Consider the following 24612-nt stretch of genomic DNA (forward strand, 5'->3'; position numbering starts at 1 on the left):
TAATTGAAATAAAATGGTAGAATAATGAGAAAGTCACTAAAATGAGTAGACTTCATTTCTATAATGTCATTCATGATGATAAAAATATACCTAATAGCTCTGATGCATATCTAGGAAAAGACGGAGGATCTTCAAATGCAAAAAGAACAAACTAGATATTCTCGGTTAGCTCATATAACAAAATTAATAAATTCCAAGTTCGAATTGCGGCCTTTGATGGAGCATGTCATCACGGCGATATCGGAAGAAATTGTCCAATGTGATTCTGTCGGTATTTATTTGCCTCAAGAAGATGGTAATTTCAGAGGATATGTTGGTAAACCTGAAGTAATAAACGGAATGACCTTGGATATGCACTTGATTGATACGAAATTTGATTTATTGGCAAAAGAAGTAATTGAAACTCAAAAAACAATTTACATACCTGACACAGCTAAAGACCGTCGCCCGGACCCAAGAGCAGTGGCAGGATTCGGAATAAAATCTTTGTTGGCACTTCCTATTTCCTATGAAGGAGAATTGTATGGGCTCGTTTTTTTATTTGACTATGGGATCCCAATGAATCTGTCACCTGATGAAATACAAACGGTTGAAGCCTATGTCAATATGGCAGGTGTTGCCATCCGCAACAAGAACAATTTAGCGCGCAAAGAAAATCTCATTTCCGAAAAACAATTGCTGTTGGACCTGACTCGGGATTTATCTATGAGTGCCTCGATTGCGGCTGTTATGGATAAATGTTTCCATTATATCAGCGTTGTTTTAAAAAACGATAATATTGGCGTTCATTTACTGGATCCTTTGGCTGGTGCAAAAATCAAACCTACTAATTTAAGTGAAAAAAGTGATTGGGATAAAGAAGAATGGCTGGAGAAACATGATGAGCTGCGCTTTGACCCTTCAAATGACCCGGTTTTCGACGAAGTGATCCGAACGAAAAAGCCATTGCTGATTGCAGATGTGACAAAAGACGAAAGACCGAATCAGGAAGTATGCCGCTCTTTCGGTATTGAAGGGATGCTTATGATTCCTTTTGTAGCTATGGGAGAAGTTTTGGGTGCATTGGCTCTCGTGCAGTTTGAAAAGAACGCATCGGCTTATAGTGAATCAGATATACAATTGGCACAATCTATAGCCGATGCCACTGCCTCTACACTATCTAATCTGCTGTACATGGATAAACAAGAAGTAATTATTGAAGAAAGAACTTCAGAAATCCAGACAAAAAATAATGAATTAGAAAAAGTTGTTGCTGAATTGGGAAGCTTGAGCCGGGAAAAGGAATTGATATTAAATTCAGTTGGTGAAGGTATTTTTGGGTTTGATCTGGAAGGAAAAATCACTTTCTGTAATGCGGCAACCGACTCTATCCTGGGTTATGAAAAAGGGGAACTGATCGGACATTCTTATAAATCAGTTTTTGACAAAGCTCAGCTATCTATGAAAAGTTCATCTTCGATAAAAGAAGGTGTAAAATTCCACAAAAAAGACAGCACTTCTTTTTCGGTTGAATATGTACTTTCGGCAATAAAAGAAAATGGTGAAATCATAGGAGAAGTCGTTACGTTCAGGGATATAACGGAAAGAATGCGATTAGAAGAAGAAATTCGATATTTAGCTTATTATGATAAACTTACTGATTTGCCGAACCGGATTCTTTTAGAGGATCTCTTGATACAGGAAATAAGCAGAGCAGCAAAATCAAAAGGCAATATAGCAGTTTTTTATTTGGATTTAGATCGGTTCAAAATGATTAATGACAGTTTGGGCCACAGCTATGGAGATCTTCTCTTAAGGGATGTCGCAAACCGATTAAGACGTACTGTTCCTGATGAGGCTATTGTTTCTCGGCAAGGGGGAGACGAATTCACCATTCTATTGCCGGAATTCCAATACCATAACGAAGTTTTGAACCTAGTGGAACGAATAGTGAATTCTTTTGCTGAGCCTTTTTCGTTAAAAGGAAGTGATGTCTACATTAAAACCAGTATCGGAATTAGTTTGTATCCTCAAGATGGTCAGTCAGCTGAAACCTTGATTAAAAATGCAGATGCTGCCATGTACAAATCCAAGGAAAAGTCTGGAACCTACCATCATTTCTTTAGAAGTGAAATGAGCGACAGAAGCCTCGAAAATATAATGCTGGAGAATGCGTTGTACAAAGCTTTGGAAAATGAAGAGCTAGAGATTTATTATCAGCCTCAAATTGATAGTAGAAACAATCAGATTATGGGTGCAGAAGCATTGCTAAGATGGAACCATCCGATTAAAGGAATGATTTCTCCCCTTGATTTTATTCCGATAGCTGAAGAGTCAGGGTTGATTGTTCCAATTGGAAGATGGGTGTTGTTGAATGCATGCAAACAGTTGAAAATATGGCATGAGCAGGGACATACAGATATGACTGTATCTGTAAATCTATCAGGACGCCAGTTTGAAGAAGACGACTTGCTAACGATGATTGAATCCATCTTATCTGAAACAGGTTTAGCTCCTGATTTTTTGCATATCGAATTAACGGAAAATCAGATTTTTAAAAATACCCATTTTACGATAGATAAAATGAAAGAGCTGAAAATGCTTGGCGTCAAAATAGCATTGGATGATTTTGGAACAGGCTATTCATCTTTAGGCTATTTGAAGAATTTTCCGATTGATACATTAAAGGTGGATCGATCCTTTATGGCGGATATCACAAAAGACAAAGACAATGCAGCCATCACCAGCACGATTATTGCATTAGCTCAAAATCTCGGGTTGGATATCATAGCTGAAGGCGTAGAAACCGAAGAACAATTGGTTTTTCTTACGGCTAAAGATTGTTTCACTATACAAGGCTATTACTTCAGTAAACCGTTAAAAGCCGATGCACTGACTGAAAAATATATGTGAAATCAATTATTTGCCCGCAAATAAAGCTTATTCGCAGAACAAATTCTCGGAATAGACTCTGCACATGTGTCTCCCAAGATGGCTTTTATTTCCCCTTGAACTGTAAGTTGATCCCCGGTTAGAGGGGTTTCTTGGAAGTCGGTAATGACCGTTTTATCATTCACTCGAATCCACATTACGGTTTCATTTGCTGAAATTTGTTGCGATAATTCCACCAAAACTTTATCACCCTCTATTTCAGTAATGGTTCCACTGATTTCAGTTTCCGCTTGATACTGAGTGTCTTCAGAATTTTCATCTGGGCTGGCGGAGATTTGGGGTGTTGCGTCACCTTGGCAAGCGCCCAATAAAAAGACCAGCGCTAAAAACCAAATTGCCTTCATCGGATTCACTCCTTCAACTTCTAAACTATTTCAGCCCTGTAGTGTTAGACGGAGAGAACACCTTATAGTTTCAATCAAAAAAGAGCAGTGAAAGCCGCTCTTTTATTTGTTCTTTCTCCAGCCTTGAAATTCTGGAGCCTTGAAATTGTAGACGGGCTTCAGTACAGACTGAATCTCAATGGTTTCTTTCGTATTATCGATGATCTCCTGCATCGTTTTGTATGCAAAAGGCGACTCATCGATTGTATCTTGGCTGACACTTGTGGTGTAGGCGTCTTTCATCGTATCCGTGAAATCGTGTAGTTCCAGCAGCTGTATCTCTGAAGAAGTTCGCCAAAACACGGTCCAGCTCTACATGCTTGATAAAGTCATGAGCGGCAGATCGGATGGATTGGCCAGAAGGGACGAATGCCTTTACGGCTGCATCCAACTTGGCGAAATCAACATCCTGTTTCTGAACTTCCACGCATAGCATGCCGCAGCCAATGTCCACGCCGACCAGATTCGGGACCACACGATCGATCACTTTCATGGTAGTCCCGATGACGGCACCTTTTCCGGCGTGGCAATCCGGCATGATGCGGACCTGTGCATTTGCTGTCAATTCTTCGTTTAAGAACCCCTCGATTTGCGATACCGTAACATCGTCAATATTGTCTGTAAACACTTTTGCATTACTGTACTTGCCTTTTATAACTTTCAATGTCATCCCTCTTTATTCCGTTTTAGTAAAAAGTACCTTTGCAATATAAATCTATAATATCAGCTTTATTTCTATTTGTGTAAGAAATTGGATATACATTTCGGATTTCAGTGAATATACTGAAAGTGGAGGTAGGAAGATGCAAATACTATGTCTTAGTCGGGATAATGAGCCAGCCAGAATTATATGCATTAATTACGAAGTTTACCCGGAAATGTGAAAGCTGTTGAAAGGAGAGACTAAATGATGGATTTCGAAACAGTAATGCAGGAACTTGAAGCGCTGGGCAAAGAGCGGATGAAGAAAATGTACGTATCCAATGGTGCACACGAACCGGTTTATGGAGTGGCTACGGGGGCGATGAAACCGATAGTGAAGCAAATCAAAAGAGACCAGCAATTAGCAGAACAGCTTTACACGACCGGCAACTATGATGCCATGTATTTTGCAGGTATTATCGCAGATCCGAAAGCCATGGCCGCAACAGATTTTGAGCGGTGGATCGATGGCGCATATTTTTACATGCTATCAGATTATGTTGTAGCCGTAACGTTGTCGGAATCGGATATTGCACAGGAAGTAGCCGACAAATGGATAGACAGCGGCGAAGAGCTGAAGATGTCTGCAGGTTGGAGCTGTTACTGCTGGCTTCTGGGGAGCCGGAAGGACCAGGAATTTTCCGAAAGCAAAATCGCCTCAATGTTGGATCGAGTTAAACATACGATACACGATTCGCCTGAACGAACGAAATCTGCAATGAATAATTTTTTATACACGGTTGGTATCTCTTATAGACCGCTTACTGAAAAAGCGGTTGAAGTTTCAAAAGAAGTGGGAGTAATCGAAATAAAGAGGGACAATAAAAAGAGCAGTTTTTTGAATGCCCATGAAAGCATTCAAAAGGATCTGGATAAAGGCAGAGTCGGATTTAAACGGAAGTATGTAAGATGTTAATAGAAAAGGACAATCTTCTGTGGATTGTCCTTTTTGAGTTGTTTCGGACTTTCTTTATTCCTCACGCAGTTTTTTGGATGCATAGCCAATATACAAGAATGCCAATCCATTAACCAATGTAGCAACAGCAAAAATAAAGCCGAAAAAGCTGACACCGATTCCGGCCTGTACGATAGGCGCGATGACTCCCATAAAAATGGCGTAAACCAAAAAAGGGAGCAGGAAAGCTGTCATGTATCCGGAATGCATCCATCGGTGCCGCTTGTTTCCGGCAAACTTGCTTACCGAAAAGCTTAACAGAGCAATGTATATAGCCAAAATAAGGATCATCTCCAGACCTCCAATTCATTTGATTTTAAGTGAAAGATAACACACAAGTATTTCAACTATATCCACGTACTGGTAAGATAAGGGAAAGTGTTGATGTATGTAAAAGGTAATCCTAAGCAGGCAATGAATCATCTTTCACCTAGTAGTGGATATAAACCAGTAGAGGAGCATTTCAATGAACGCTAAAGACATACTGAATAAATTCGGATTCCATGCGGAAGATGAGCCGATCAGCATTTATGCTTTTTCTCCTGTGTACCGGGTCACTCAACCTGGAGGAGAATATATCATAAAAAAAACCCAAAGTCCGATGCTTAAAGCAAATCGTCTGATGGCCTACACCACAAGTTTGAAAGAGTCGGGAATTGACGTTGTCGTGCCTGTTTCCATGACCACGGATAATCCGATGGCTATTGATGGCGCAATGTATGTCGTGTATCCGTTTATTGAGGGAAGCACTTATTCAGGACTGGACAGTGAAATCCAGGAAGCTGGAAAACTGTTGGGCCGGATCCACGCTCTTTCTTCCAATGAAAATAAATTTAATTTAAGTCACTATGATGTATATGATTTTAATGAAAAAGAAGCAGAAGACGGCATTCAAAAAATCAACCAGAATTCATCAGCATACGATATCGAAATATCTCCCAAGCTGGAAGACCGGCTTATGCAAGCGGTCCACAATCAAGAAGACTTAAATCAAGCTGCATTGCCTCACGTTGCCACGCCTTATGACTATAAAGCGAACAACCTGATCTATACTCCCGATCCTTATTTGATTGACCCGGATAATGCGGGTTGGGTCCCACGGATTTTCGATTTGGCGTTGGTTCTTTTACTGTTTCACAATGAACTGGAAACTGCACCAGATCAGCCATTTACTTCGCGCCAATGGAAATTGTTTTTAACAGGCTATGAAGAATCGGTGGTCCTGTCACCGAAAGAAAAATCCTATTGGCCGAAAGCCATTGAACATGTATTTCTTGATGAAGTGATGTGGCTGATGGCCGATACCCCGGAAGATTGGCACAATTCTGCGCAGCGAAAATTGTTCGAGAAGCTTGTCCAATTGCTGATGAATGTTGAAGAGTATGATTTTATGTAACCCGATCAAGAAAGTATATTGAGTGCTTTGAATTAAGTAGAGGAGTTATCACTTATAATTTTCCAATAAGGAGCGTTTTTATGAAAGATCGAATCATTTTAGCAATCATCTTATTTTGTGTACTCGGAGCAGCCGCAGTGAGCAACATAGATTTTTTAAGCCAAACTGCCAAGTCCGCTTTTTATATCGTCAGCATGGGCATCCTTCTTATAATAGGGATCGTCAGTCTATTTGCTTTAATAAAAAAAGGCAGAAATAAAGAAGGGATGTAACCTTGATGCATTCTTTGGACACTCTATTGTTTCAATGACATCACTAGCTCTTTAAAATGAACGGATACATAAGCAGGGTTGGTAATCGGTAAAAGGTGATGGCTTTTCGGGATAACCTTGATGATCGCCTCTGACTGTGAAAGACGGAAGGCCACTTTTTTCTCTGCTTCAGACTCGTCTTTTTCCTTATCAGCCAGCAACAACAAAAGAGGAACGCCAGATTCTTCCTTTAGACAATAGTTAGTTTTGGTAACGGCTTTAGACAGTGCATTCACTGCAACTGCATCGCTATGATGGACATATATTCCATCTCTGTTTACAAAGTTGCCGAGCAGATACACAGTAAATTTCTCTTTCATAAAAGATGGCATATCCATTGCCTCGACTTGTTCCTGGATGGCTTGTTGTAAATCTTCGAGCTTTTCAACGGCAGGAAGTTCAATTTCTTCATCTTCACCGCCGCTATAATCGCCTATGAAATAATGACCTGCATCCAACAAAGTGATGCTGAGGACTATTTCAGGAAATTTTTTATAGAAATGTTGGATGATCCAAGCTCCGATTGAATTGCCGATAAGATGGACTTCGGAAATTGATAATTCGGCTAAAAGTCTCTTAAGCTCTTCTATATAGGTTTCAATTGAAAAGTTTTTGCTTGCCTCATTATTATGGCCAGGCAAATCGATAGCCAACAACTGGAATTCCTTCAGATTTTCAGCTAAGGATTCATAGATTTCCTTCCGATCTCCGAGTGCTGGGATTGCGACGATTGTGGGTTTATTGTTTCCTTGATTGTATAAAATAGACTGTGACATTCAAGTGCCTCCCAAATATTCCTAGATAAAGTACTATTTCGTTAACCGCAAAATAATACCTGCAAATTCATTCGTTTTAATCGAAAAGGGGACAGGAAATGACAAAGTTAACTGCGTGGGTGATCGGCAGTTTTGTGTCGGCTACAATCTTATGTGTTTTCGGGCAAGGGATCGCATATTTTTTGAACGAGAATGTTGTTGATATCGCGCCAATTTACTACTTGACGGCTTTAACTGTTAGTGGCATTTCACTGTATGCACTAGCTGCAATCTTAATTTTTTTTCTGTTCAAAAAGAAAGAATTTGTTTCTGAAAATCGGGAAATCTATTTGATGATCTTGTGCATAACGGCTCCAAGTGCATCTGTCTGGGCATTTTTTGTTACGGTAATGTGGTGGGGATAGAAGCAAAGTTTCACAGAAAAGCGCGCTTTAAAGGATCTGATAGCTTTTGATTTCATAAGAATAGAAACAAATTTTATATTTATAGGACAGCACGTGCTATAATATAGAACTTAGGGCAAAACCAGCTTTTGCCGTAATTGAACGGATGCCAAAAAGCCTCCGCTTCCCGAAAGAATATGGAGGTGTAAGAAAATGAATAAACGATGGACCTTTAAAGAAATTAAAGCATTTGTTGAAAAAAACTCAGACAGCAAATTATTGTCTACAGAATATCATGGGTTTTCTCAGAAGCTGCTGTTTAAATGTGCATGCGGCAATAATTTCGAGAAAACATTTACAAAATTCAATACGAAAAACCAGCGTAAATGTGACGTGTGCCAGCCGCCGAAAGCGCCGCGTGGCCAAGAATAAATAGCAAAAGAACTGATTTCTGAATACAGAAATCAGTTCTTTTTTATGCTCAATACGAAAGATAATCCATCTCTTCGTTGCCCATAGGCAATTATTTGTTTCGAATGCTGATCTGGTATTGCGTGTTGGTGATGGCCAAAATACCAACAATGATGAAAATGCTGAACAGTTGTGATGAATCTGATGCAATCGAGTAGAAAAGAAGCAGGACAATCGCTCCCAGCAACAGGGAATTCATAGTGATATGTGTTTTATATAAACCGCCAAGCATTATATGCTTTTCGCCATCATCTGAAACATTCAACAGTTTTTCGGCATATTTCTTATCAGTAATGGAAGGCAAATCTCTTTCTGGATACATATTTTTCATCAATCCTGGCAGAATGCCGGAAATGATAAAACTGAAGGCAATCAGCACAAGACCGAAAATCAGCAGCCAAAGCGGCTGGGTCGTCAAAAGGCTTAAGCTCATTGATGCCAAACTGAACAAGATCGCCAACGTGGAAGCAAGGCTTGCGTCCGCATATTGTCTGTACATTCGCCCTTCAGCTGCATCTTCTTCGTCTCCGGTTAAATCCTGTTTGGCTAGATAGCGGATACTGACATAACGGTAAGCGGAAAAGACAACTAACACTGCAGCGGCTGCGAGAATGATCAAGTTTCCAGGGTAGGCGTAAGGCGATAAGTCGATACGGAAATCTCCATCCAAGACAACGAGCATACCGAAAAATCCAATCAATGCACCGATCACCAACTGACCGATTAAACTTCCGTATTTTTTCATTCCAGTTCCTCCTCTTCAAATTGAAAGATCTCTTCGACGGGTTCTTCAAAGACACATGCGATTTTCGTGGCGATCAGCAGAGAAGGCATAAATTCTCCTCGTTCAATCAAACTTACCGTTTGCCGGGAAATCTTTGCCCGTTTTGCTAATTCTGTTTGATTGATTCCCAATCGAGCCCGTAATTCCTTTAATCTAGTTTTCATGTCTTCACCTCACTATAGTTAAAGTGTAAATGATTCGCTTCAAAATGACAAGTATATTGGTCAAATTGAAAAAGATTATTGTCTTATTACAATTAATTTTGAGGATAAAGATTAATATAAATTGACTCAGTATTGCAGTGGTGTTATATTTTATTTAATTAGAGACAAAAAGAGTCTGTAATGTCTGTAAAAGAAATGGGAGGTCATTATGAAATATTCAAACGCGACGAACTATGCTTTGCACACGATGGTCCATCTTATCCGATTGCCGCAAAACAGTACGATAGGTGTTCAGGAACTGGCGGAATTTCAAAAACTGTCGCCAACTTATCTGTCGAAAATATTAACCAAGCTTACTAAAGCTGGCCTGATTGAATCGACTCCCGGTGCCAAAGGCGGGTACAAAATTTCCAAGTCTCCAAATGAAATTTCATTTCTGGATGTCATCATTGCCATTGAAGGAGACAGCAAGCTGTTCAATTGCTCGCTTCATCACAATGAAGGCTGCCTGATTGAAGAAGTCATGCGACAATCTGAAGAAAATATGAAATCTGAACTTGAAAGCCAATTGTTGATTGATATCGTGAAGAAGATGGAAAGCGGAGCCGAAAAAACCACCGGCAACTAAATTTATATAGAAGGAAGATGATGAAATGATAATGGATTGCGCAGTAATCGGCGGAGGGCCTGCTGGATTAAATGCTTCACTGGTTTTGGGCAGGGCAAGAAAGAAAACGGTTTTGTTTGATGACAATAAACCAAGGAATGCTGTCACTTCGGAAGCACACGGATTTATCACGCGCGACGGGATAAATCCACAGGAATTGAAACGGATTGCCCAAGATGAGCTGGCTAATTATCCAGACATCCAAATTGAAAAACAGCGGGTGCAAAACATAGTAAAAGAACAAGAGCTGTTCCATATTGAAACCGAGCAAGGCGACCACTTCAAAGCCCGAAAAGTGATTTTAGCGACGGGCTTTAAAGAAGTTCTTCCGGCCATCGACCGCTTGAACGAATTTTATGGAAAGAGCCTTTTCAGTTGTCCATTTTGTGATGGATGGGAGCTCAGAGACCGTCCGCTCGTTGTGCTTGCAGAAATCCCAGGTTCTTTTCATATGGCCAAAGTGGCTTCCAATTGGACGGATGATTTGATTGTCTGTACGAATGGAAAAACGGTCCTGTCTATAGAGGATAAAGAGATTTTGGAAAAGAACAGCATCAAAGTCAACGAGAAAAAGGTCAGCTCATTGAGTGGGACAAACGGTAAGTTGGAAGCCATTGAGTTTGAGGATGGCGAACGCCTTTTCCGTACAGGTGGGTTTGTAGCATCTGAATGGGTTCAGGCTTCTGGGTTTGGGACATCACTCGGCTGTGCGTTGAATGAACGAGGCGGAGTGGAGGCCGATCGTTTTCAACGGACCAATGTTGAGGGAGTCTTTGCTTGTGGAGATACGGTGATGGATGGGCCATCCCAATTGATCATCGCTGCTGCAGAAGGCAGTATGGCGGGCATTGGCGTAAATGGAGAGTTGCTTGAAGAAAAATTTAAAAACAAGGAAAGTTTGAAAACGATTCAAAATTAAAGAGAGGAGAAGTGTAAATGCCGAATAAACACCGCGAGCCGCAGGGAACAACACATGGCCATCACCACGGGAAAATCTCTTATCTGGAACACCCGGAAAGAAGAAAGGCATTTTCTCCCGAAACCTTGTTGAAAAGAATTCCATTGAAAAACACTGACTCTGTTTTAGACTTTGGTGCTGGCACCGGCTATTTCACGATTCCAGCAGCTAAACAAGTCGATGGTGTTGTCTATGCAATAGATACTGATTTGAGTATGCTGGAAATGATCAAAACAAAAGCCGCGAAAGAAGAGCTTACTAATATTGTGCCAATCCAAGGCGGTGAAGGAGAGCTTTCAATACCGAAAGAATCCATCGATGTGGTCATTGCATCATTAGTTTTACATGAAATTGATCCTTTGACAGAAACGTTAATGAAGATGAAAGAGTGGCTCAAAGCAGGTGGCCATTTGGCCGTCGTTGAGCTTGAGCCTAAGATACAGCCGGCGCAAAAAGCACCGAGAATTTCGTTGATCGGCATGGAAAAGGCAATAGAGGACGCGGGGTTGCGGATTACCGATAAGTTCTTTCCGGCTGACTCCTTGTATGTTCTCATTGCCCGGAAGCATGAATGGGCGCAAGGGGAGTGATGATTGATATATAGAAAGAGAATCCCGAAGTGAGCAATCTGGTAAAAAAGAAAGTCAAAATCACAGAAGATCGGTGTTTATGAACTGCAAGTTAGTTGCAGAAATGGGAGATGGACCATGAAGTTCAAATTAGGGGCGGCTATTATAGCCATAGGGATTATCGTGTTTTTAATTCTTCAAGCGACAGTGTTTTGCGAAGCATGCGGCAGTGAAAGGGCAGATATGAAGCAAGATGCTACAAATGCGGTTTATGAGTTAGATGTTCAGATGAGTGAAGACGGGAGCTTTCAAGTTGGAGCTACAATTGAAGTGACGAATGATTCATTGGATTCCTGGTCTGAAATCGGCTTTTATCTGGTGCCGAATGCCATGAATTCGGAAGAAACAGCGAACTACGAAGATGAAGACCTTGAGATTGAAGTGTCTTCAGTCTCCATTGACGGTGTGGAAACCGACTACAAACTGGACAACAATGAACTGATGGTAGAACTGGAAGACAAGCTGGAGCCCGATTCCCAAGCAATAGTGGCCGTCGAGTATGCGATGGTTTTGCCGGAAGGCGGCATGCGATTATCCCAAGTGGATGATAATTATTACCTGGCCCATTGGTATCCGATGCTCGGCATTTACAAAGATGGCTGGGACATTATCGATTATGATTCAAAAGGGGAATCCTACGATACGGATTACGGCGACTATACCGTCAGCTACGAGTTGCCCAAAGAATACCTGGTGGCCAGTTCAGGTGAAGATGGACCAATTGAGGCAACACAGAACGGTCTGGTGAAAGGTCAAAACATCAAAGATTTTTACCTGGCAATCATGGACCCGGATGGGTGGGAAACCCGAACCGTCCAAGCCAACGACACTGAACTGCGGGTGTTCACGCCCGTTTCGGCAAACATGCTGGAGGAAACCTCGGAATTGGCTGCTGAAGCTTATGTATATTTTGAAGAAAACATTGGCGATAATCCCTTTGGTGAGTTGGATATCATCGGGAACGACGGCTATATGGAATACCCGAACATCATAGAAGTAGCCGCAGATGAGGAATCCCAGGAGTCGGTTTTGGTACATGAAATCGCCCATCAATGGTTTTATTACCTGGTGACGAACGATCCGTATCAGGAAGCGTGGCTTGACGAAGGATTGACGGAATTTGCGAGTTCCCTTTTCATCAGCGAACGCTATGACGATGACGAATATGGATTTTGGAGCGCTGCCGCAGCTGAAGATTACTATCCGACAGAAACTTATGTGAACATCCCGCTCGATAAATTTGAGGATGAATTCTATTACTCAACCATTTATGGCAAGGTTCCAATGTTGCTCAAAGAATATGTTGACAGCCTGGATGGAAATGAAACAGCGCTGGAGTTCCTCGCTGCCTATTACGCAGAATTTCAATTCAAGCAAGTCGGCACCGAAGAGTTTAAAGCATTTTTTGAAATGTATTTTGAAGGGGATCAAAGCGAATTCCTGGATAGCTGGTTAAAGTAGAAAAGGATTGGGAGAAGGGGAAGGGGAACTGCAACACTACTCTTTCTTTTCCTTCTTTCAATGTAAAGCAGCAGACAAAACTCGATAAGCTGAAGCGCCAGTCTGACTCTACATCTAAAGTCTTAGTCTTAAGCACCCCTGAGCCCGATGGTTTAAATGGTAAAGCCGGTTATGCTGGTATTATTAAAGATTTACCAAAATTCAGGAGGTGCTTTATGCAGTTGAATCAAAAATTGGTTTTATCATCTATTCTTTTATTGGTTGCTCTATTGGCCGGCTCTGGATTATTCCTGAATTCATTGGAAAGGAATCAATGGGTCCACGAAACCTTGATCGAAGTGTTTCAAAACGATGCGAAAGTAAAACAGGATATGAGCAGAGGAGAAGTCACGGTTTCCGCAGATGAATTTGCGGATAATATGGTTATTTTTGTAGAAGACGTCCTAATGTATCCTTTTTACATGTTGGTCTTTGCCGTATTCCTAGGCTTGTTCGGATTTCTGATGATGGCGACCCATCCTTCGATTGCGTCAGCTTTTCTTGCGCTGGCCGGTGTATTATCCCTGTTCACTTTAGTTCCACCTGTTTTATTGTTTTTTGCTGCAAACAGTTTAGTGAAGTCGGGTGGGACTTTAACGGCGGTACCCCACAGGAACGCATTTTGATCACTGGGTAAATCGGCAGAAAAGGAGCTTTAAAAAGGCTTCTTTTTTTATGCGTATATGGCTAAAGCATAAGGGAAAAGAAGGAGTTTTCAATGAAATGGAGAATATAACCAACTAGCTTGAAATGGTGCATTCGTGAGGGAGGGACAATATGTACAAATTGCTTATGTTGTTGTATTGGCTTTCTGCATTCCTTACGCTTGCTGGTTTCTATGGCATGAATAGTTTGGGTGAACCGGTAAAAAATGATGATTTCGGAGGAGGAAATGGCAACCCGACTCTGGTTATTCCATTTTTCCTCATGCCGTTCATTTTGTATTTCTTATATGGAACGATTGAATTATCGATGAGAGCAACCAGCAGGTGGTACAGTCCTAAAGGCATTTGGACTGGAATTGCAATCAGTTTCATTTATGTGGCTGTATCCTCTGCTTATACATTGAAAAAAGCAAAAGACTTTCGGATCTATATCGTTGAGACAAAAGATGCTTTTGACAACCCCAAAGACTTTTCCTTATTCACTATTTTTTCCAATCATATTTTCTTTAACCCACTGACTTTTGGCCTGCTGGTGGTGGGGTGTTTTCTGATAGGATCGGTTTGGAGTTTAATTAGACAAGCACCTGAGAAATAAAGAGAAGATATATATTGCCGTTCGCATAAGAAAGGACATAAAAGGCATGTTAACTTACGGGTATTACGTTGTATTGCTGGTTTTAATTCTGCTAGCGGCATGGAGTACGTGGGGGGAAACCCATAAAACGATCATGTATGGAATTGCCATAGCCGGACTTTTAGGTTTAGTCGTCCTAAAAGTATTAGAAAAAAGCCGATGTAAAAACTGAAAAGACTAACAACTATGTTAAACTTAACCAATAAATACTGGAGGTGTTATAGATGTCCAATGAAGTACTTGGAATCATTGCTTTGTTGTCCATAATCATCTGGATCGCGGTTTCCAAAGAAGCGGTAAAACCGACGAAAGAGATCCAGTGGCCGAAGATGTTAACTTTGCTGTCTGCAGGAACTGCATCAGCATTCGTCATCACTTTGTCGCTTTTTCAAAGCCAGCCGTTCTAAAACAGACTCAGTGAGTTGAGTCTGTTTTTTTCTTTCTGTACTGAAAACGCCAAGCATAATAAATAATCCAGGCACTTAAAAGAACCAATGAGGAAAGATATTGGTAAGCATAGTCTGCAAAAATCAGAATGGAAAATCCGATAATCGCTGTAGGGATCATGATATAAAGAGAAACTTCAATCAGTGGGGGGTTCTACATCCCCCGCTGATTGTTAGTTGATCCAATCGGACTTTTACGGTCAGTGGATCTCCCGCTTATAAAAGCGGGAGTCTTACTGCTCGTTAAAGCGGGATATATCCACATTCTTACTTCTTTGTTTTTCAAACTCAATTCGAATCGATTCGTCATGGGCATCTCCTCGTTTCTGACAAGTTAATAAACAATAGATTTGTTTAATCATACCTTTTTTTGGCAACAGGAACAAAAAAACCTTTTGTTTTCAAAATATTTTGACTCTGCAAGCATTGTAAGCTATGATATTCCAAAACTATACAAAAATTCTGTGACGAAGAGAGTAGTTGCATACGGATACGTCAGCGAGCCGGGGACAGTGAAAGCCTGGTGGTGTCTGCTGCAATGAACCGCACTTCCGAGAAACTGCCTGAACCTTCCAGTAGGGCATGTTGGTGAAACCCGTTATCATGTTTAAGTTGGTCTGTTTAATTATGGACAATGAGAGTGGTACCGCGGGAAAGCCCGTCTCTGTATGAATGCATACAGAGACGGGCTTTTTTATTTTTAGTTAAAAGAGGAGGACTATGGAATGGAATTAAAACAAACGTATGCTGAGGAAATTGCTTTGGAGCTGAATGGGCTTGTGGAGCTTGATGAAATCGTGAATTTAATTGAACAGCCGAAATTCGACACACAAGGAGATCTGGCTTTTCCTTGCTTCACATTGGCAAAAGCAGCGAAGAAGTCGCCTGTAAATATTGCGAAGGAGCTGGCACAGGCAATTTCCCACCCATATTTTGAAAAGGTAGTAGCGGAAGGGCCATATGTAAATTGTTTTTATAATAAACCGGACGTCAGCTTAGTGGTCATGAAAGAAATTTTGCATAAAGATGCTGGCTACGGGTCTTCAGAGATTGGGCAAACCAAGACGGTAACACTGGACTTTTCTTCTCCCAATATTGCGAAGCCATTTTCCATGGGGCATCTGCGTTCAACAGTTATCGGCAATTCTTTGGCGAACATCTCTGAGAAATGTGGCTATAAAACCATTCGGATCAACCATCTTGGCGACTGGGGAACACAATTCGGCAAATTGATCACCGCTTATAAATTGTGGGGGAATGAGCAGCAATTGAAAGAGGCCCCCATCAGTGAATTGCTGAAGCTTTATGTAAAATTCCACGATGAAGCTGAAAAGAATGCGGAGTTGGCGAACGAAGCCAGACTGTGGTTCAAGAAACTTGAAGATGGAAATGAAGAAGCCCAGCACTTATGGAAATGGTTCCGTGATGAGTCGCTCCAGGAATTCGCCAAAATCTATCAACTATTGGATGTTGAGTTTGATTCCTATGACGGAGAAGCTTTTTATAACGACAAGATGGATGAAGTGGTGGAGCTTCTGGTAGAAAAACATTTGCTGATCCAATCGGAAGGGGCGGATGTCGTTGATTTGAGTGATTACAGCCTGCCGCCCCTATTGATCAGAAAATCGGATGGCGCCACGTTATACGGCATCCGCGATTTGGCGGCAGCTTTGTTCAGAAAAAGAAAATTTCAATTTGATCAATCATTTTACGTCGTGGGGCAAGAACAAACGCTTCATTTTAAGCAGTTGTTTTTGGTGCTGGAAAAGATGGGATATGAATGGCCAAAAGACATGGTCCATGTGCCGTTCGGCTTTATCTCGAAAGACGGCAAAAAGATGTCGACTCGTAAAGGCTGCGTGGTTTTGTTGGAACAAGTCATCAAAGAAGCGATCGCTCTTGCGGAAAATAACATTGCAGAAAAAAATCCAGCGTTGCCGGATAAAGAAGAAGTAGCCAAAATGGTGGGCGTAGGGGCGATCATTTTCCATGATTTAAAAAATGACCGCCAAAGCAATATAGAATTCTCCCTTTCGGACATGCTGAAGTTTGAAGGCGCTACAGGTCCTTACGTCCAGTATACCCATGCGAGAGCCCGTTCCATTTTATCGAAGTCTGCAATCGATCTTACACTGCTCAATCCGGCAGGACTGAATGATCCTTACAGTTGGCCGATTATAAAAAGATTGCTGGCGTTCCCAGAAGTGATTTCCAAAAGTTTTGATTATGCAGAGCCGTCTCAAATTGCCAAATACCTGATTTCGTTGGCTCAGGAATTCAATACCTATTATGCGCACGTGAAAATATTGAGCGAAGATATCGAACTGGAAGGAAGACTAGCCCTGGTTCAGTCCGTGGCGATCGTATTAAAGGAAGGATTAAGGTTACTTGGAATCAAAGCGCCTGAAAGAATGTAAAGAAATTTTGGATACCATGCAAGCCTAAACCAGGATAGAAAATAGTCAGATTCACAGATCTTTAACATATTCAAACTGAAATTTTTGACTAATTATTACTTATTATGGAATATAATAATGCTATACTTTGAATACATCGGAGAAGATATAATAATCTGTCAGTTAGTATGGATGGTTCTAAGTTAAGGGGGATCTGGGGTGAAACAGCATTTGAACGAATGGAAAACGCCTTCCATCCTGCTTGGTTCTTTGGGCATCGCCAGTCTGGGAGATTTCATCTACCTGGTAGCGATTAACATCATCGTATACCAAATGACCGGTTCGGCAGCCGCTGTGGCCGGGCTGTGGGTGATCGGTCCATTGACCAATATCGTGACGAAATTCTGGACAGGAAGCTTTATCGATTACCGAAGCAAGAAACATATCGTGTTGGTGACTTTGATTGCACGGGCGTTATTTATCGCTTTAATTCCTTTAGCGTCGAATCTTCTGGCGGTGTATGCGATTCTCGTTGTTCTCAGCGTTGCCAAGTCCTTTTTCGGTCCCGCTTTAATGACTTATATCACCATGCTGGTGTCTCCGCATAAGAGAAAACGATTTAACTCGCTTCGGTCATTCAGCTCATCGAGTGCATTCATCATTGGTCCAGCTATTGGTGGAACGCTTATCCTCACAACCAATATTTCGGTCACTTTGTGGCTGACGGCCGTGTTCTATCTGCTGGCCTCATTATTACTTGCTCTGTTGCCTGAAACCGAAAAAATCGAACCAACAGAAATTCCTGCTCTGACGTTTGCTCAAGTCGCAAGAGATTTTACAGTCGTCTATGCTTTTATGGCTGAAAGAAAATATGTATCTGCGATTTACCTGGGTTTTCTTGCGGTGATGTTGTTTTCTTTTGCCATGGATGCCCAGGAAGTTGTCTTTACCCAGCAGGTGATTGGTCTGACGGAAGTGGAGTACAGCCTCCTGATCAGCATCACGGGCATCGGTTCAGTGAGCGGGGCGCTGTTGCTGTCCATCTTTTCGAATAAAGTTTCTATCCGTTATATGATTGTCATCGGTTTGTTGATGATGACTTTCGGCTATGTCATATACGCATTTTCCTGGTCTTTTGCATCGGTTACTGTCGGCTTTATCATACTTGGATTCTTTAATGTCTTTTTGAATGCGGGAATTGCGACTTTTTATCAAAACAATGTACCGGTGTCTGTCATGGGGAGAGTGACAAGCATCTTCCAATTGATCCAAAGTGTATTTCAAATCTTTTTCATTTTAGGTATTGGTTTACTGGCCGATCTAGTTTCACTAAAGCTGACGATTGGTGCGCTTGCGGTGACTATGTTGGTGACCGCTTTCCTGTATGCAATAGCGGTACTGAACCCGAGGTATTCCGGCTGGTACATAGAAGAAGTTGAAATTAAAGAAGAACTCACCAGAGGTTAAAATAGAAAATCTAAATAGAGAAACCCCTCACATAAGCCACCTGATTGTGGCTTATGCGAGGGGTTTTTTAATTTAGTCTGCAATTTCACAGAACCGGTGTAAGTCCGTGATCCGTATGATAGCGCCCTCTTGGCACTGCAAAAGGAGAACCTGAGACCGGATCTTCAATTACGACGCAGTCGAGGCCGAAAATATCTTTGACCAATGGACTCGTTATTACCTCAGAAGGTGGCCCTTCAACAATCAGTTTTCCTTTTCGGAGACCGAATATGTAGTCTGCATATCGAGCTGACAAGTTAATATCATGGAGAACCATGACAATTGTCGTTCCGTGCTTACGGTTCAGATCAGTCAGCAAATCCAGAATTTCAACTTGGTAGGTGATATCCAGAAAAGTAGTCGGTTCATCCAAAAACAAAATATCCGTTTGTTGCGCCAAGGCCATCGCAATCCAGACACGCTGCCGTTGACCACCTGACAGTTCGTCGATATTGCTGTTGGCAAGCTCTGTAATGTCCATAATGCGCATCGCTTCAGCAACCGCTTCGTAATCTTTTTTTGTCCATCCGCTGAATAGGGATTGATGGGGAAATCTTCCACGTCCAACCAAATCGGCGACAGAAATGCCTTCTGGAACAATTGGAGATTGAGGCAGAAGCCCTAATACCCTCGCCAACTGCTTTGGTGGGATTTTGCTGATGGATTTTCCATCCAGCGTGATCTTCCCTGAAGTTGGCTTGATCAGCTTCGCCAAAGTTTTAAGAAGCGTGGATTTGCCGCAGGCATTGGCCCCGATAATGACGCTTATTTTGTTGCTTGGAATAACCAAACTGATTCCATGGAGAATGGTTTTGTTGTCATAACCCGCAACGATGTCTTCGGCTTGAAAAATATGTGTTGGTTTCATCATAATTCTCCTCTTTGGTTCATGCGGATCAGCAGGTAGATCAAATACGGTGCCCCAAGTATGCCGGTAATGATCCCTACAGGATATCTGGCAACAAAGGCGAATTGTCCGATCAGATCAGCCAGCAAAACCAAGTTGATTCCAACCAGTCCTGCAGGCAAAGCGTTGGAAAAACCTGCGCCGACCATTCTTTTGGCAATCGGACCTGCCAGAAAAGAAACAAAGGCGATCGGGCCGGTTGTAGCCGTGGCAAGGGCGATCATGCATACAGAACTGATGATCAGCAAGACGCGGGTTTTATCTGTGCTTACCCCGAGGGACGTGGCCGCTTGTTCGCCCAGCTCCAATATGCTCAAATGTTTTCCGAGCAGGATAATGATGGGAGTGAATACCAGAACCGATAAAATCAACGGTGGGAGCTCGTCCATTTGCGAGCCGTTTAAGCTGCCGCTCAACCATCTGAATGCTGCAGGGAGATCTTGCTCAGCGCCAATCAATAATAGGTAGGAGATCAATGCATTGAGCATCGCCTGTATGCCGATGCCGATCAGGATCAATCTTCCAATGGAAAAAGATTTTCCTTTAGATAAAAAGTAGATCAATAGTATGGTCGCCAGTCCGGCAACAACAGAAGCTATTGATACGATAGCGCCGCTTGTGTGCAGGATGACGATACAAAAAACGGCTGCGGCACTTGAACCGGCAGTGATGCCGATGACATTCGGATTGGCCAAAGGATTGCGGAGCATAGTCTGAAACGTGTTGCCGGCTATGCCAAAAGCGAATCCAGCAAATAGTCCAGCCAGCATCCTCGGCAAGCGAATTGTGGTAATGGCAAAAGTCGCGCCTTGAATATCTTCACCCAATAAGACACGGATGACATCCATCAAGGGGTAGACGGTATTTCCCATCAGCAGCATCGCCAGGCAAAGCACAACAGCCAGCACCGTCATTGAAATAGTGACCAATAGCCAGCGGCGATGCCTCTGGCGTCTTCCAGTCTGTATAAACTCGATAGCGTCGTTTCTCATAGAGACCGCACCTTCGATTTCATCGTCAATAGAATAAGAATCGGAGCACCGATAAAGGCTGTAACAACTCCCACTTCAAGTTCTCCGGGACTGCCGATAATTCGTCCACTGACATCAGATACCGTTAAAATAACAGCGCCTGCAATGGCTGACATGGGGATGACGAATCGCAAATCTGGTCCCAGAAGGAGCCGCATTACATGTGTTGATAACAGTCCGATAAAACCGATTGGTCCAGCAAGTGCAGTGGCTGCTCCACATAACAAAACAGCTCCTAAAGCGGCGGTCAATCTTAAAACACCTGTCCGGACGCCGAGGCCGCTGGCAACTTCATCTCCCAAAGCTAAAGCATTTAAAGCAGGAGATGAAATCAAGGCGATGATGATGCCAATGAGCAGAAAGGGCAGAAACGTGGAAATGGAGCTCCAGTTTCCTGAGCCCACACTTCCCACTTGCCAGAATCTGAATTGATCCATGACATGAGACTGTGGAATCATAATTGCCATGACCAAGGAAGAAAGGGCTGCACTAGTGGCAGCCCCTGCCAGTACAAGTTTGAGCGGTGTAGCGCCGCTTCGACCCATCGAGCCAATTCCAAATACGAAGAGCGCCGTAAGCGCTGCTCCAACCAGCGCTAGTGGGATATATTCATTTGCCGTACTGATATTGAAAAATGCGATTCCGCAAACAACAAATAGGGAAGCGCCTGTATTGACGCCAAGTATGCTGGGATCTGCAATCGGGTTGCGTGTCACGGCTTGCATAAGCGCACCAGAAACTCCTAACGCCGCACCGCACAGCAGGCTGAAGAGGGTTCGGGAAATTCGTTTACGGACGACATTTGCTTCATAGGAATTTATATCTGCATGAAATAAACCATCCAGTACATGGCTGACCCCAACAATGCGTGATCCAAAAGCCAGAGAAGCAACTACACATAAAATGAGCAGAATAACAGAAATCAACAGCACAATTGTAAAATGCTTCGGAATATGGAGACGCGATTCTTTAATGCCTGAAATCGTCGTGCTATTCATCTGACTTGCTGATAGCTCCTTCAATCAATTCAAGGTACTCATCCATTGTATAAGCGATGGATAATGGGTTTGGATTTCCCGAAGCAGCCAAAGGCGTATTATCTCCGATGAATACCACAGACCCTCTTTTAATTGCAGGAATTTCACCTAGAACAGGATCTGCTTTGACGGCTTCGTACAGGCTTTCGTCGCCGTAGCCGATCAGGATGTCAGCGTCGTTTAAGGCATCAGCATTTTCTGTACTCAATGAAAGAGAATAGCTTGTCGGATCTGTAATTTGCTCGGTGATGCTTTCTGGATATTCCATGCCCAACTCAATCAGAAAAGCTCCCCGCGGATCTGCCGGGGTATAAAGATGCAGCTTAGACATATCATTAGCTGAGAAATTAACCCAAGCCACTTTTTTGCCTTCCATCTCTGGATGTTTGCTGGCACTGTCTTCAATCAGTTGTTCAGTGTCTTCAATCAATTGTTCGCCTTCTTCGGCCATTCCCATACCTGTGGCATTCAAGGTGATTTGATCGCGCCATGTAGTTGCCCATGGTGCATCTTCATATGCCACAACCGGGGCAATTTCACTGAGAATATCGTAATCCTCCTGTGTTATTCCTGAATAAGCAGCCAGAATTACATCCGGGTCAGAATCAGAAATTGCTTCAAAATCAAGGCCATCTGTATCTTGGAATATATTCGGTTCTTTTTCTCCCAGTTCTGACAATTTTTCAGCAGTCCATGGCAAAAGGCCGCTGTTATCTTCAACGCCGTAGTTCGCTGCAGAAAATCCTACAGGTACCGTTCCAAGCGCTAGAGCTACATCGTGGTTGGCCCATTGAACAGTTGCAACTCGTTCCGGCTTTTCAGTGATTTCAGTTTCGCCGAAAGCATGCTCGATGACAATTGGATACTCAGTTTTAGTATCAGTAGATCCAGCAGTTTCCGCTTCAGTCGTAGAAGTTGTTTCTTCGCTGGAACATCCTGCTAAGAGCATAGCTGCAAGCGCAGAAAGAAGTACAGTTGGCAATGTTTTTTTACGGATAATCATCATTTAAAACCTTCCTTTTCATCGTTCAAATTTTGTCGTACTTCATCTTCACTGGTTGTTAGACCGGCAAAAAGTTATTTATGTATTATAGTCGTGCTTCTGGTGAAAAAATTAATCGAATAAAATTTGCCAAAGCCTGTTGAGTGAAGGAGAGGCAAGCCCAATCAAATAAAAGTAGGTGAATCTCTCTTTTTTAAATGATAACAATTATCATTCTCACTTAGTTTAATCTATAGTTCTTTTAATTCAATGTCAACAATTGTTTTAGATTTATTCAGTTTTCTGTCATGTAAAAACAAGGCAAGGTTGAAAAAATTGTGTTTTTTTTTGAGTATTACCGATACTTCCTTGCGTATTTTAGCGAAAGTTAGGAGAATTAATAATTGTGTTCATTATCGATGCAGATATGATGGATCATCTTAATGAATCTTATTTTGGTTTCTGTTGAAACCGGACATATCCGGACAGTCCTGTTAGAGGATGTTTATAAGCTTTTATGTAATTCAACAGATCTAAATCGGAATTTCAAACGTTAATTCAGTAAAGCGGCTGTATACAAAAGAAAAGAGGATGTTCAAATGAAAGACAAAAGAGAGAAAAGGGATTCCGATAAATTCCCCAAAAAGACTGTAGACAGAGATGTCTATAGAACAATGTGGAGGTGGCATTTGTACGCGGGTATTCTCTTTGCGCCGCTCCTTGTGCTCTTGGCGGTAACTGGTTCCGGTTACTTATTTAAAACTGAAATCGAAGGTGTAATATACCAGGAGTATTACCAAGTTGATCCACAGGAAGATAAAGTCGCTGTTTCTGAACAGCTGGAAGAAGTGAAACGGTTATATCCGGAAGCAGTTGTCACGAAATATCGGCCTGGTGAAGGCAGTGAGCGATCGAGTGAAGTAACCATCAGTGCAAATGAGGAATCTCTGACCGTCTTTATAGATCCGTATACAGGAAAGTCCATAGGTGAACTAAATAATGAAGAGCGGATCATGGATAAAATTGAAGAGATACATGGTGAACTTATGGCTGGAACGCTGGGTGATCGGATTGTCGAATTGGCTGCTTGCTGGGCCATTGTACTACTGGTGACGGGTTTCTTTTTATGGTTTCCTAAGAAACCAAAAGGTATGGGAGGGATTTTGTTTCCGCGATTGAAAAAAGGTGGAAAGATTTTAAGACGCGATTTGCATGCAGTTCCTGCTTTTTGGATTTCTGGTGGATTATTGTTTTTAATCCTGACAGGTTTGCCGTGGTCAGGATTCTGGGGAGCAAATTTTCAAGCAATCACGACAAATACAGGAGAAGGCTATCCGCCTTCGGTATGGATTGGAGATGCACCTGTTTCAGGAGTTGAAACACAGGATATTGCAGAAGTTCCCTGGGCTGCAGAAACCCTGGATGTACCGATATCGAGTTTGCAGGGGCTGGTACCGCAAACGCTGGATCAAGTAGTTGAAATTGCGGAGCAAACAGGCATTTACCCAACCTATTCCATCATCATTCCTCAGGAACCGGAAGGCGTCTATACGCTTTCTGTGTTCCCGCCTAAAGCCCAGGATGAAGCAACTATCCATATTGACCAATATTCAGGTGCGGTTTTGGCAGATTACCGTTACGATAATTATGGAATAATCGGTAAGGTGGTAGCGTGGGGAATTACATTGCATAAAGGGTCTCAATTTGGCTTGATCAACCAATTGGCCAGTTTAATTATTTGCATGGGAATTGTCATGACTGTAATCAGTGGCGTCTATTTATGGTGGAAGCGCAAGCCGAAAAAAGGGATAGGCGGTCCGACTGCCCCTCCACTGTTTAAAACGAAAAAGTTTCTTTGGCTGATGATCGGATTAAGTATGTTATTTCCACTTGTCGGTTTGTCGATATTGGTTGTCTGGATACTTGATCGGTTAATTGTCCAGCGTATACCAGTTCTTAAGCGATGGTTTAACGCCTAACAGGAGAAAGGTGGAAAGA

The 24612-nt window shown here is 42.2% G+C and carries 26 protein-coding genes and 1 other annotated feature; of the genes, 16 read left to right on the top strand and 10 right to left on the bottom strand.

What is annotated here, in order from left to right:
- Nucleotides 1-135 precede the first annotated feature (135 nt).
- Complete coding sequence (locus QMA01_RS03410) at nucleotides 136-2892, top strand: sensor domain-containing phosphodiesterase (RefSeq protein ID WP_290214280.1); 2757 nt, start codon at nucleotides 136-138, stop codon at nucleotides 2890-2892.
- A gap of 2 nt (nucleotides 2893-2894) precedes the next feature.
- Here the strand turns inward: QMA01_RS03410 and QMA01_RS03415 are convergent, their stop codons facing one another.
- Both QMA01_RS03415 and QMA01_RS03420 read right to left on the bottom strand, forming a co-directional pair.
- Nucleotides 2895-3275, bottom strand: coding sequence for a hypothetical protein (locus QMA01_RS03415; protein WP_290214281.1), 381 nt, complete (start codon nucleotides 3273-3275; stop codon nucleotides 2895-2897).
- A gap of 235 nt (nucleotides 3276-3510) precedes the next feature.
- Entirely contained in the window at nucleotides 3511-3978 is a 468-nt protein-coding gene (locus tag QMA01_RS03420; protein WP_290214282.1) for an RtcB family protein, read from the bottom strand.
- Nucleotides 3979-4224: 246 nt separating this feature from the next.
- On the opposite strand from QMA01_RS03420, the gene QMA01_RS03425 reads away from it, so the two are divergent.
- Nucleotides 4225-4932, top strand: coding sequence for a DNA alkylation repair protein (locus tag QMA01_RS03425; protein ID WP_290214646.1), 708 nt, complete (start codon nucleotides 4225-4227; stop codon nucleotides 4930-4932).
- Between the two features lie 54 nt (nucleotides 4933-4986).
- On the opposite strand, the gene QMA01_RS03430 is transcribed toward QMA01_RS03425, so the two are convergent.
- Nucleotides 4987-5262 carry a hypothetical protein gene (locus QMA01_RS03430; RefSeq protein WP_290214283.1) on the bottom strand — a complete coding sequence of 92 codons (276 nt, stop codon included), beginning with the start codon at nucleotides 5260-5262 and terminating at the stop codon, nucleotides 4987-4989.
- A gap of 175 nt (nucleotides 5263-5437) precedes the next feature.
- Here QMA01_RS03430 and QMA01_RS03435 point away from each other — a divergent pair, with 175 nt between their 5' ends.
- On the top strand, nucleotides 5438-6367 hold the full coding sequence (locus QMA01_RS03435; RefSeq protein ID WP_290214284.1) for a phosphotransferase enzyme family protein: 930 nt from the start codon (nucleotides 5438-5440) through the stop codon (nucleotides 6365-6367).
- An 80-nt stretch (nucleotides 6368-6447) separates the two neighbouring features.
- On the top strand, nucleotides 6448-6639 hold the full coding sequence (locus tag QMA01_RS03440; RefSeq protein ID WP_191714288.1) for a hypothetical protein: 192 nt from the start codon (nucleotides 6448-6450) through the stop codon (nucleotides 6637-6639).
- Between the two features lie 23 nt (nucleotides 6640-6662).
- Here the strand turns inward: QMA01_RS03440 and QMA01_RS03445 are convergent, their stop codons facing one another.
- A complete protein-coding gene (locus QMA01_RS03445; RefSeq protein ID WP_290214285.1) occupies nucleotides 6663-7454 on the bottom strand; it encodes an alpha/beta hydrolase in 792 nt (263 codons plus the stop codon).
- Nucleotides 7455-7552: 98 nt separating this feature from the next.
- Here QMA01_RS03445 and QMA01_RS03450 point away from each other — a divergent pair, with 98 nt between their 5' ends.
- Both QMA01_RS03450 and QMA01_RS03455 read left to right on the top strand, forming a co-directional pair.
- Nucleotides 7553-7858, top strand: a complete 306-nt coding sequence (locus QMA01_RS03450) for a hypothetical protein (protein WP_191714290.1) — start codon at nucleotides 7553-7555, stop codon at nucleotides 7856-7858.
- 192 nt (nucleotides 7859-8050) lie between these two features.
- Complete coding sequence (locus QMA01_RS03455; protein WP_191714291.1) at nucleotides 8051-8269, top strand: hypothetical protein; 219 nt, start codon at nucleotides 8051-8053, stop codon at nucleotides 8267-8269.
- A gap of 91 nt (nucleotides 8270-8360) precedes the next feature.
- On the opposite strand, the gene QMA01_RS03460 is transcribed toward QMA01_RS03455, so the two are convergent.
- On the bottom strand, nucleotides 8361-9053 hold the full coding sequence (locus tag QMA01_RS03460) for a DUF3169 family protein (RefSeq protein ID WP_290214286.1): 693 nt from the start codon (nucleotides 9051-9053) through the stop codon (nucleotides 8361-8363).
- The gene (locus QMA01_RS03465; protein ID WP_290214287.1) at nucleotides 9050-9256 is read right to left on the bottom strand and encodes a helix-turn-helix transcriptional regulator; all 207 of its coding nucleotides are present in this window, start codon (nucleotides 9254-9256) and stop codon (nucleotides 9050-9052) included. Before QMA01_RS03465 ends, QMA01_RS03460 begins: the two co-directional genes overlap by 4 nt.
- Before the next feature lie 208 nt (nucleotides 9257-9464).
- Here QMA01_RS03465 and QMA01_RS03470 point away from each other — a divergent pair, with 208 nt between their 5' ends.
- The 9 genes from QMA01_RS03470 to QMA01_RS03510 all read left to right on the top strand — a co-directional run bounded on the left by QMA01_RS03470 (nucleotide 9465) and on the right by QMA01_RS03510 (nucleotide 18618).
- Nucleotides 9465-9884, top strand: a complete 420-nt coding sequence (locus QMA01_RS03470; RefSeq protein ID WP_290214288.1) for an Rrf2 family transcriptional regulator — start codon at nucleotides 9465-9467, stop codon at nucleotides 9882-9884.
- A gap of 25 nt (nucleotides 9885-9909) precedes the next feature.
- Nucleotides 9910-10842, top strand: a complete 933-nt coding sequence (locus QMA01_RS03475; protein ID WP_290214289.1) for an NAD(P)/FAD-dependent oxidoreductase — start codon at nucleotides 9910-9912, stop codon at nucleotides 10840-10842.
- A 17-nt stretch (nucleotides 10843-10859) separates the two neighbouring features.
- On the top strand, nucleotides 10860-11471 hold the full coding sequence (locus QMA01_RS03480; protein ID WP_290186002.1) for a class I SAM-dependent methyltransferase: 612 nt from the start codon (nucleotides 10860-10862) through the stop codon (nucleotides 11469-11471).
- 117 nt (nucleotides 11472-11588) lie between these two features.
- Nucleotides 11589-12971, top strand: coding sequence for a M1 family metallopeptidase (locus tag QMA01_RS03485; RefSeq protein WP_290214290.1), 1383 nt, complete (start codon nucleotides 11589-11591; stop codon nucleotides 12969-12971).
- Nucleotides 12972-13186: 215 nt separating this feature from the next.
- Nucleotides 13187-13636 carry a hypothetical protein gene (locus QMA01_RS03490; RefSeq protein ID WP_290185998.1) on the top strand — a complete coding sequence of 150 codons (450 nt, stop codon included), beginning with the start codon at nucleotides 13187-13189 and terminating at the stop codon, nucleotides 13634-13636.
- A gap of 151 nt (nucleotides 13637-13787) precedes the next feature.
- Nucleotides 13788-14270 carry a hypothetical protein gene (locus tag QMA01_RS03495; protein ID WP_290214291.1) on the top strand — a complete coding sequence of 161 codons (483 nt, stop codon included), beginning with the start codon at nucleotides 13788-13790 and terminating at the stop codon, nucleotides 14268-14270.
- Nucleotides 14271-14533: 263 nt separating this feature from the next.
- On the top strand, nucleotides 14534-14716 hold the full coding sequence (locus QMA01_RS03500; protein ID WP_290214292.1) for a hypothetical protein: 183 nt from the start codon (nucleotides 14534-14536) through the stop codon (nucleotides 14714-14716).
- Nucleotides 14717-15210: 494 nt separating this feature from the next.
- Nucleotides 15211-15424: a binding site (T-box leader), on the top strand.
- A gap of 56 nt (nucleotides 15425-15480) precedes the next feature.
- The gene (gene argS / locus QMA01_RS03505) at nucleotides 15481-17172 is read left to right on the top strand and encodes an arginine--tRNA ligase (RefSeq protein ID WP_290214293.1); all 1692 of its coding nucleotides are present in this window, start codon (nucleotides 15481-15483) and stop codon (nucleotides 17170-17172) included.
- Nucleotides 17173-17370: 198 nt separating this feature from the next.
- The gene (locus tag QMA01_RS03510; protein WP_290214294.1) at nucleotides 17371-18618 is read left to right on the top strand and encodes an MFS transporter; all 1248 of its coding nucleotides are present in this window, start codon (nucleotides 17371-17373) and stop codon (nucleotides 18616-18618) included.
- An 85-nt stretch (nucleotides 18619-18703) separates the two neighbouring features.
- On the opposite strand, the gene QMA01_RS03515 is transcribed toward QMA01_RS03510, so the two are convergent.
- From QMA01_RS03515 to QMA01_RS03530, 4 genes are read right to left on the bottom strand one after another with little or no spacing between them, the layout of a single operon-like run.
- A complete protein-coding gene (locus tag QMA01_RS03515) occupies nucleotides 18704-19525 on the bottom strand; it encodes an ABC transporter ATP-binding protein (RefSeq protein WP_290214647.1) in 822 nt (273 codons plus the stop codon).
- Nucleotides 19525-20556 (bottom strand): FecCD family ABC transporter permease, encoded by a 1032-nt coding sequence (locus QMA01_RS03520; protein WP_290214295.1) that lies wholly within the window; start codon nucleotides 20554-20556, stop codon nucleotides 19525-19527. Before QMA01_RS03520 ends, QMA01_RS03515 begins: the two co-directional genes overlap by 1 nt.
- The gene (locus QMA01_RS03525) at nucleotides 20553-21593 is read right to left on the bottom strand and encodes a FecCD family ABC transporter permease (protein ID WP_290214296.1); all 1041 of its coding nucleotides are present in this window, start codon (nucleotides 21591-21593) and stop codon (nucleotides 20553-20555) included. The genes QMA01_RS03520 and QMA01_RS03525 overlap by 4 nt, the downstream gene beginning before the upstream one ends.
- A complete protein-coding gene (locus QMA01_RS03530) occupies nucleotides 21586-22638 on the bottom strand; it encodes an iron-siderophore ABC transporter substrate-binding protein (protein ID WP_290214297.1) in 1053 nt (350 codons plus the stop codon). The genes QMA01_RS03525 and QMA01_RS03530 overlap by 8 nt, the downstream gene beginning before the upstream one ends.
- A gap of 575 nt (nucleotides 22639-23213) precedes the next feature.
- Between QMA01_RS03530 and QMA01_RS03535 the strand changes: the two genes are divergently transcribed.
- Nucleotides 23214-24593 (top strand): PepSY-associated TM helix domain-containing protein, encoded by a 1380-nt coding sequence (locus QMA01_RS03535; protein WP_290214298.1) that lies wholly within the window; start codon nucleotides 23214-23216, stop codon nucleotides 24591-24593.
- Nucleotides 24594-24612 lie beyond the last annotated feature (19 nt).

This window comes from Planococcus notacanthi (genome assembly GCF_030407825.1).
Lineage (GTDB): Bacteria > Bacillota > Bacilli > Bacillales_A > Planococcaceae > Planococcus > Planococcus notacanthi.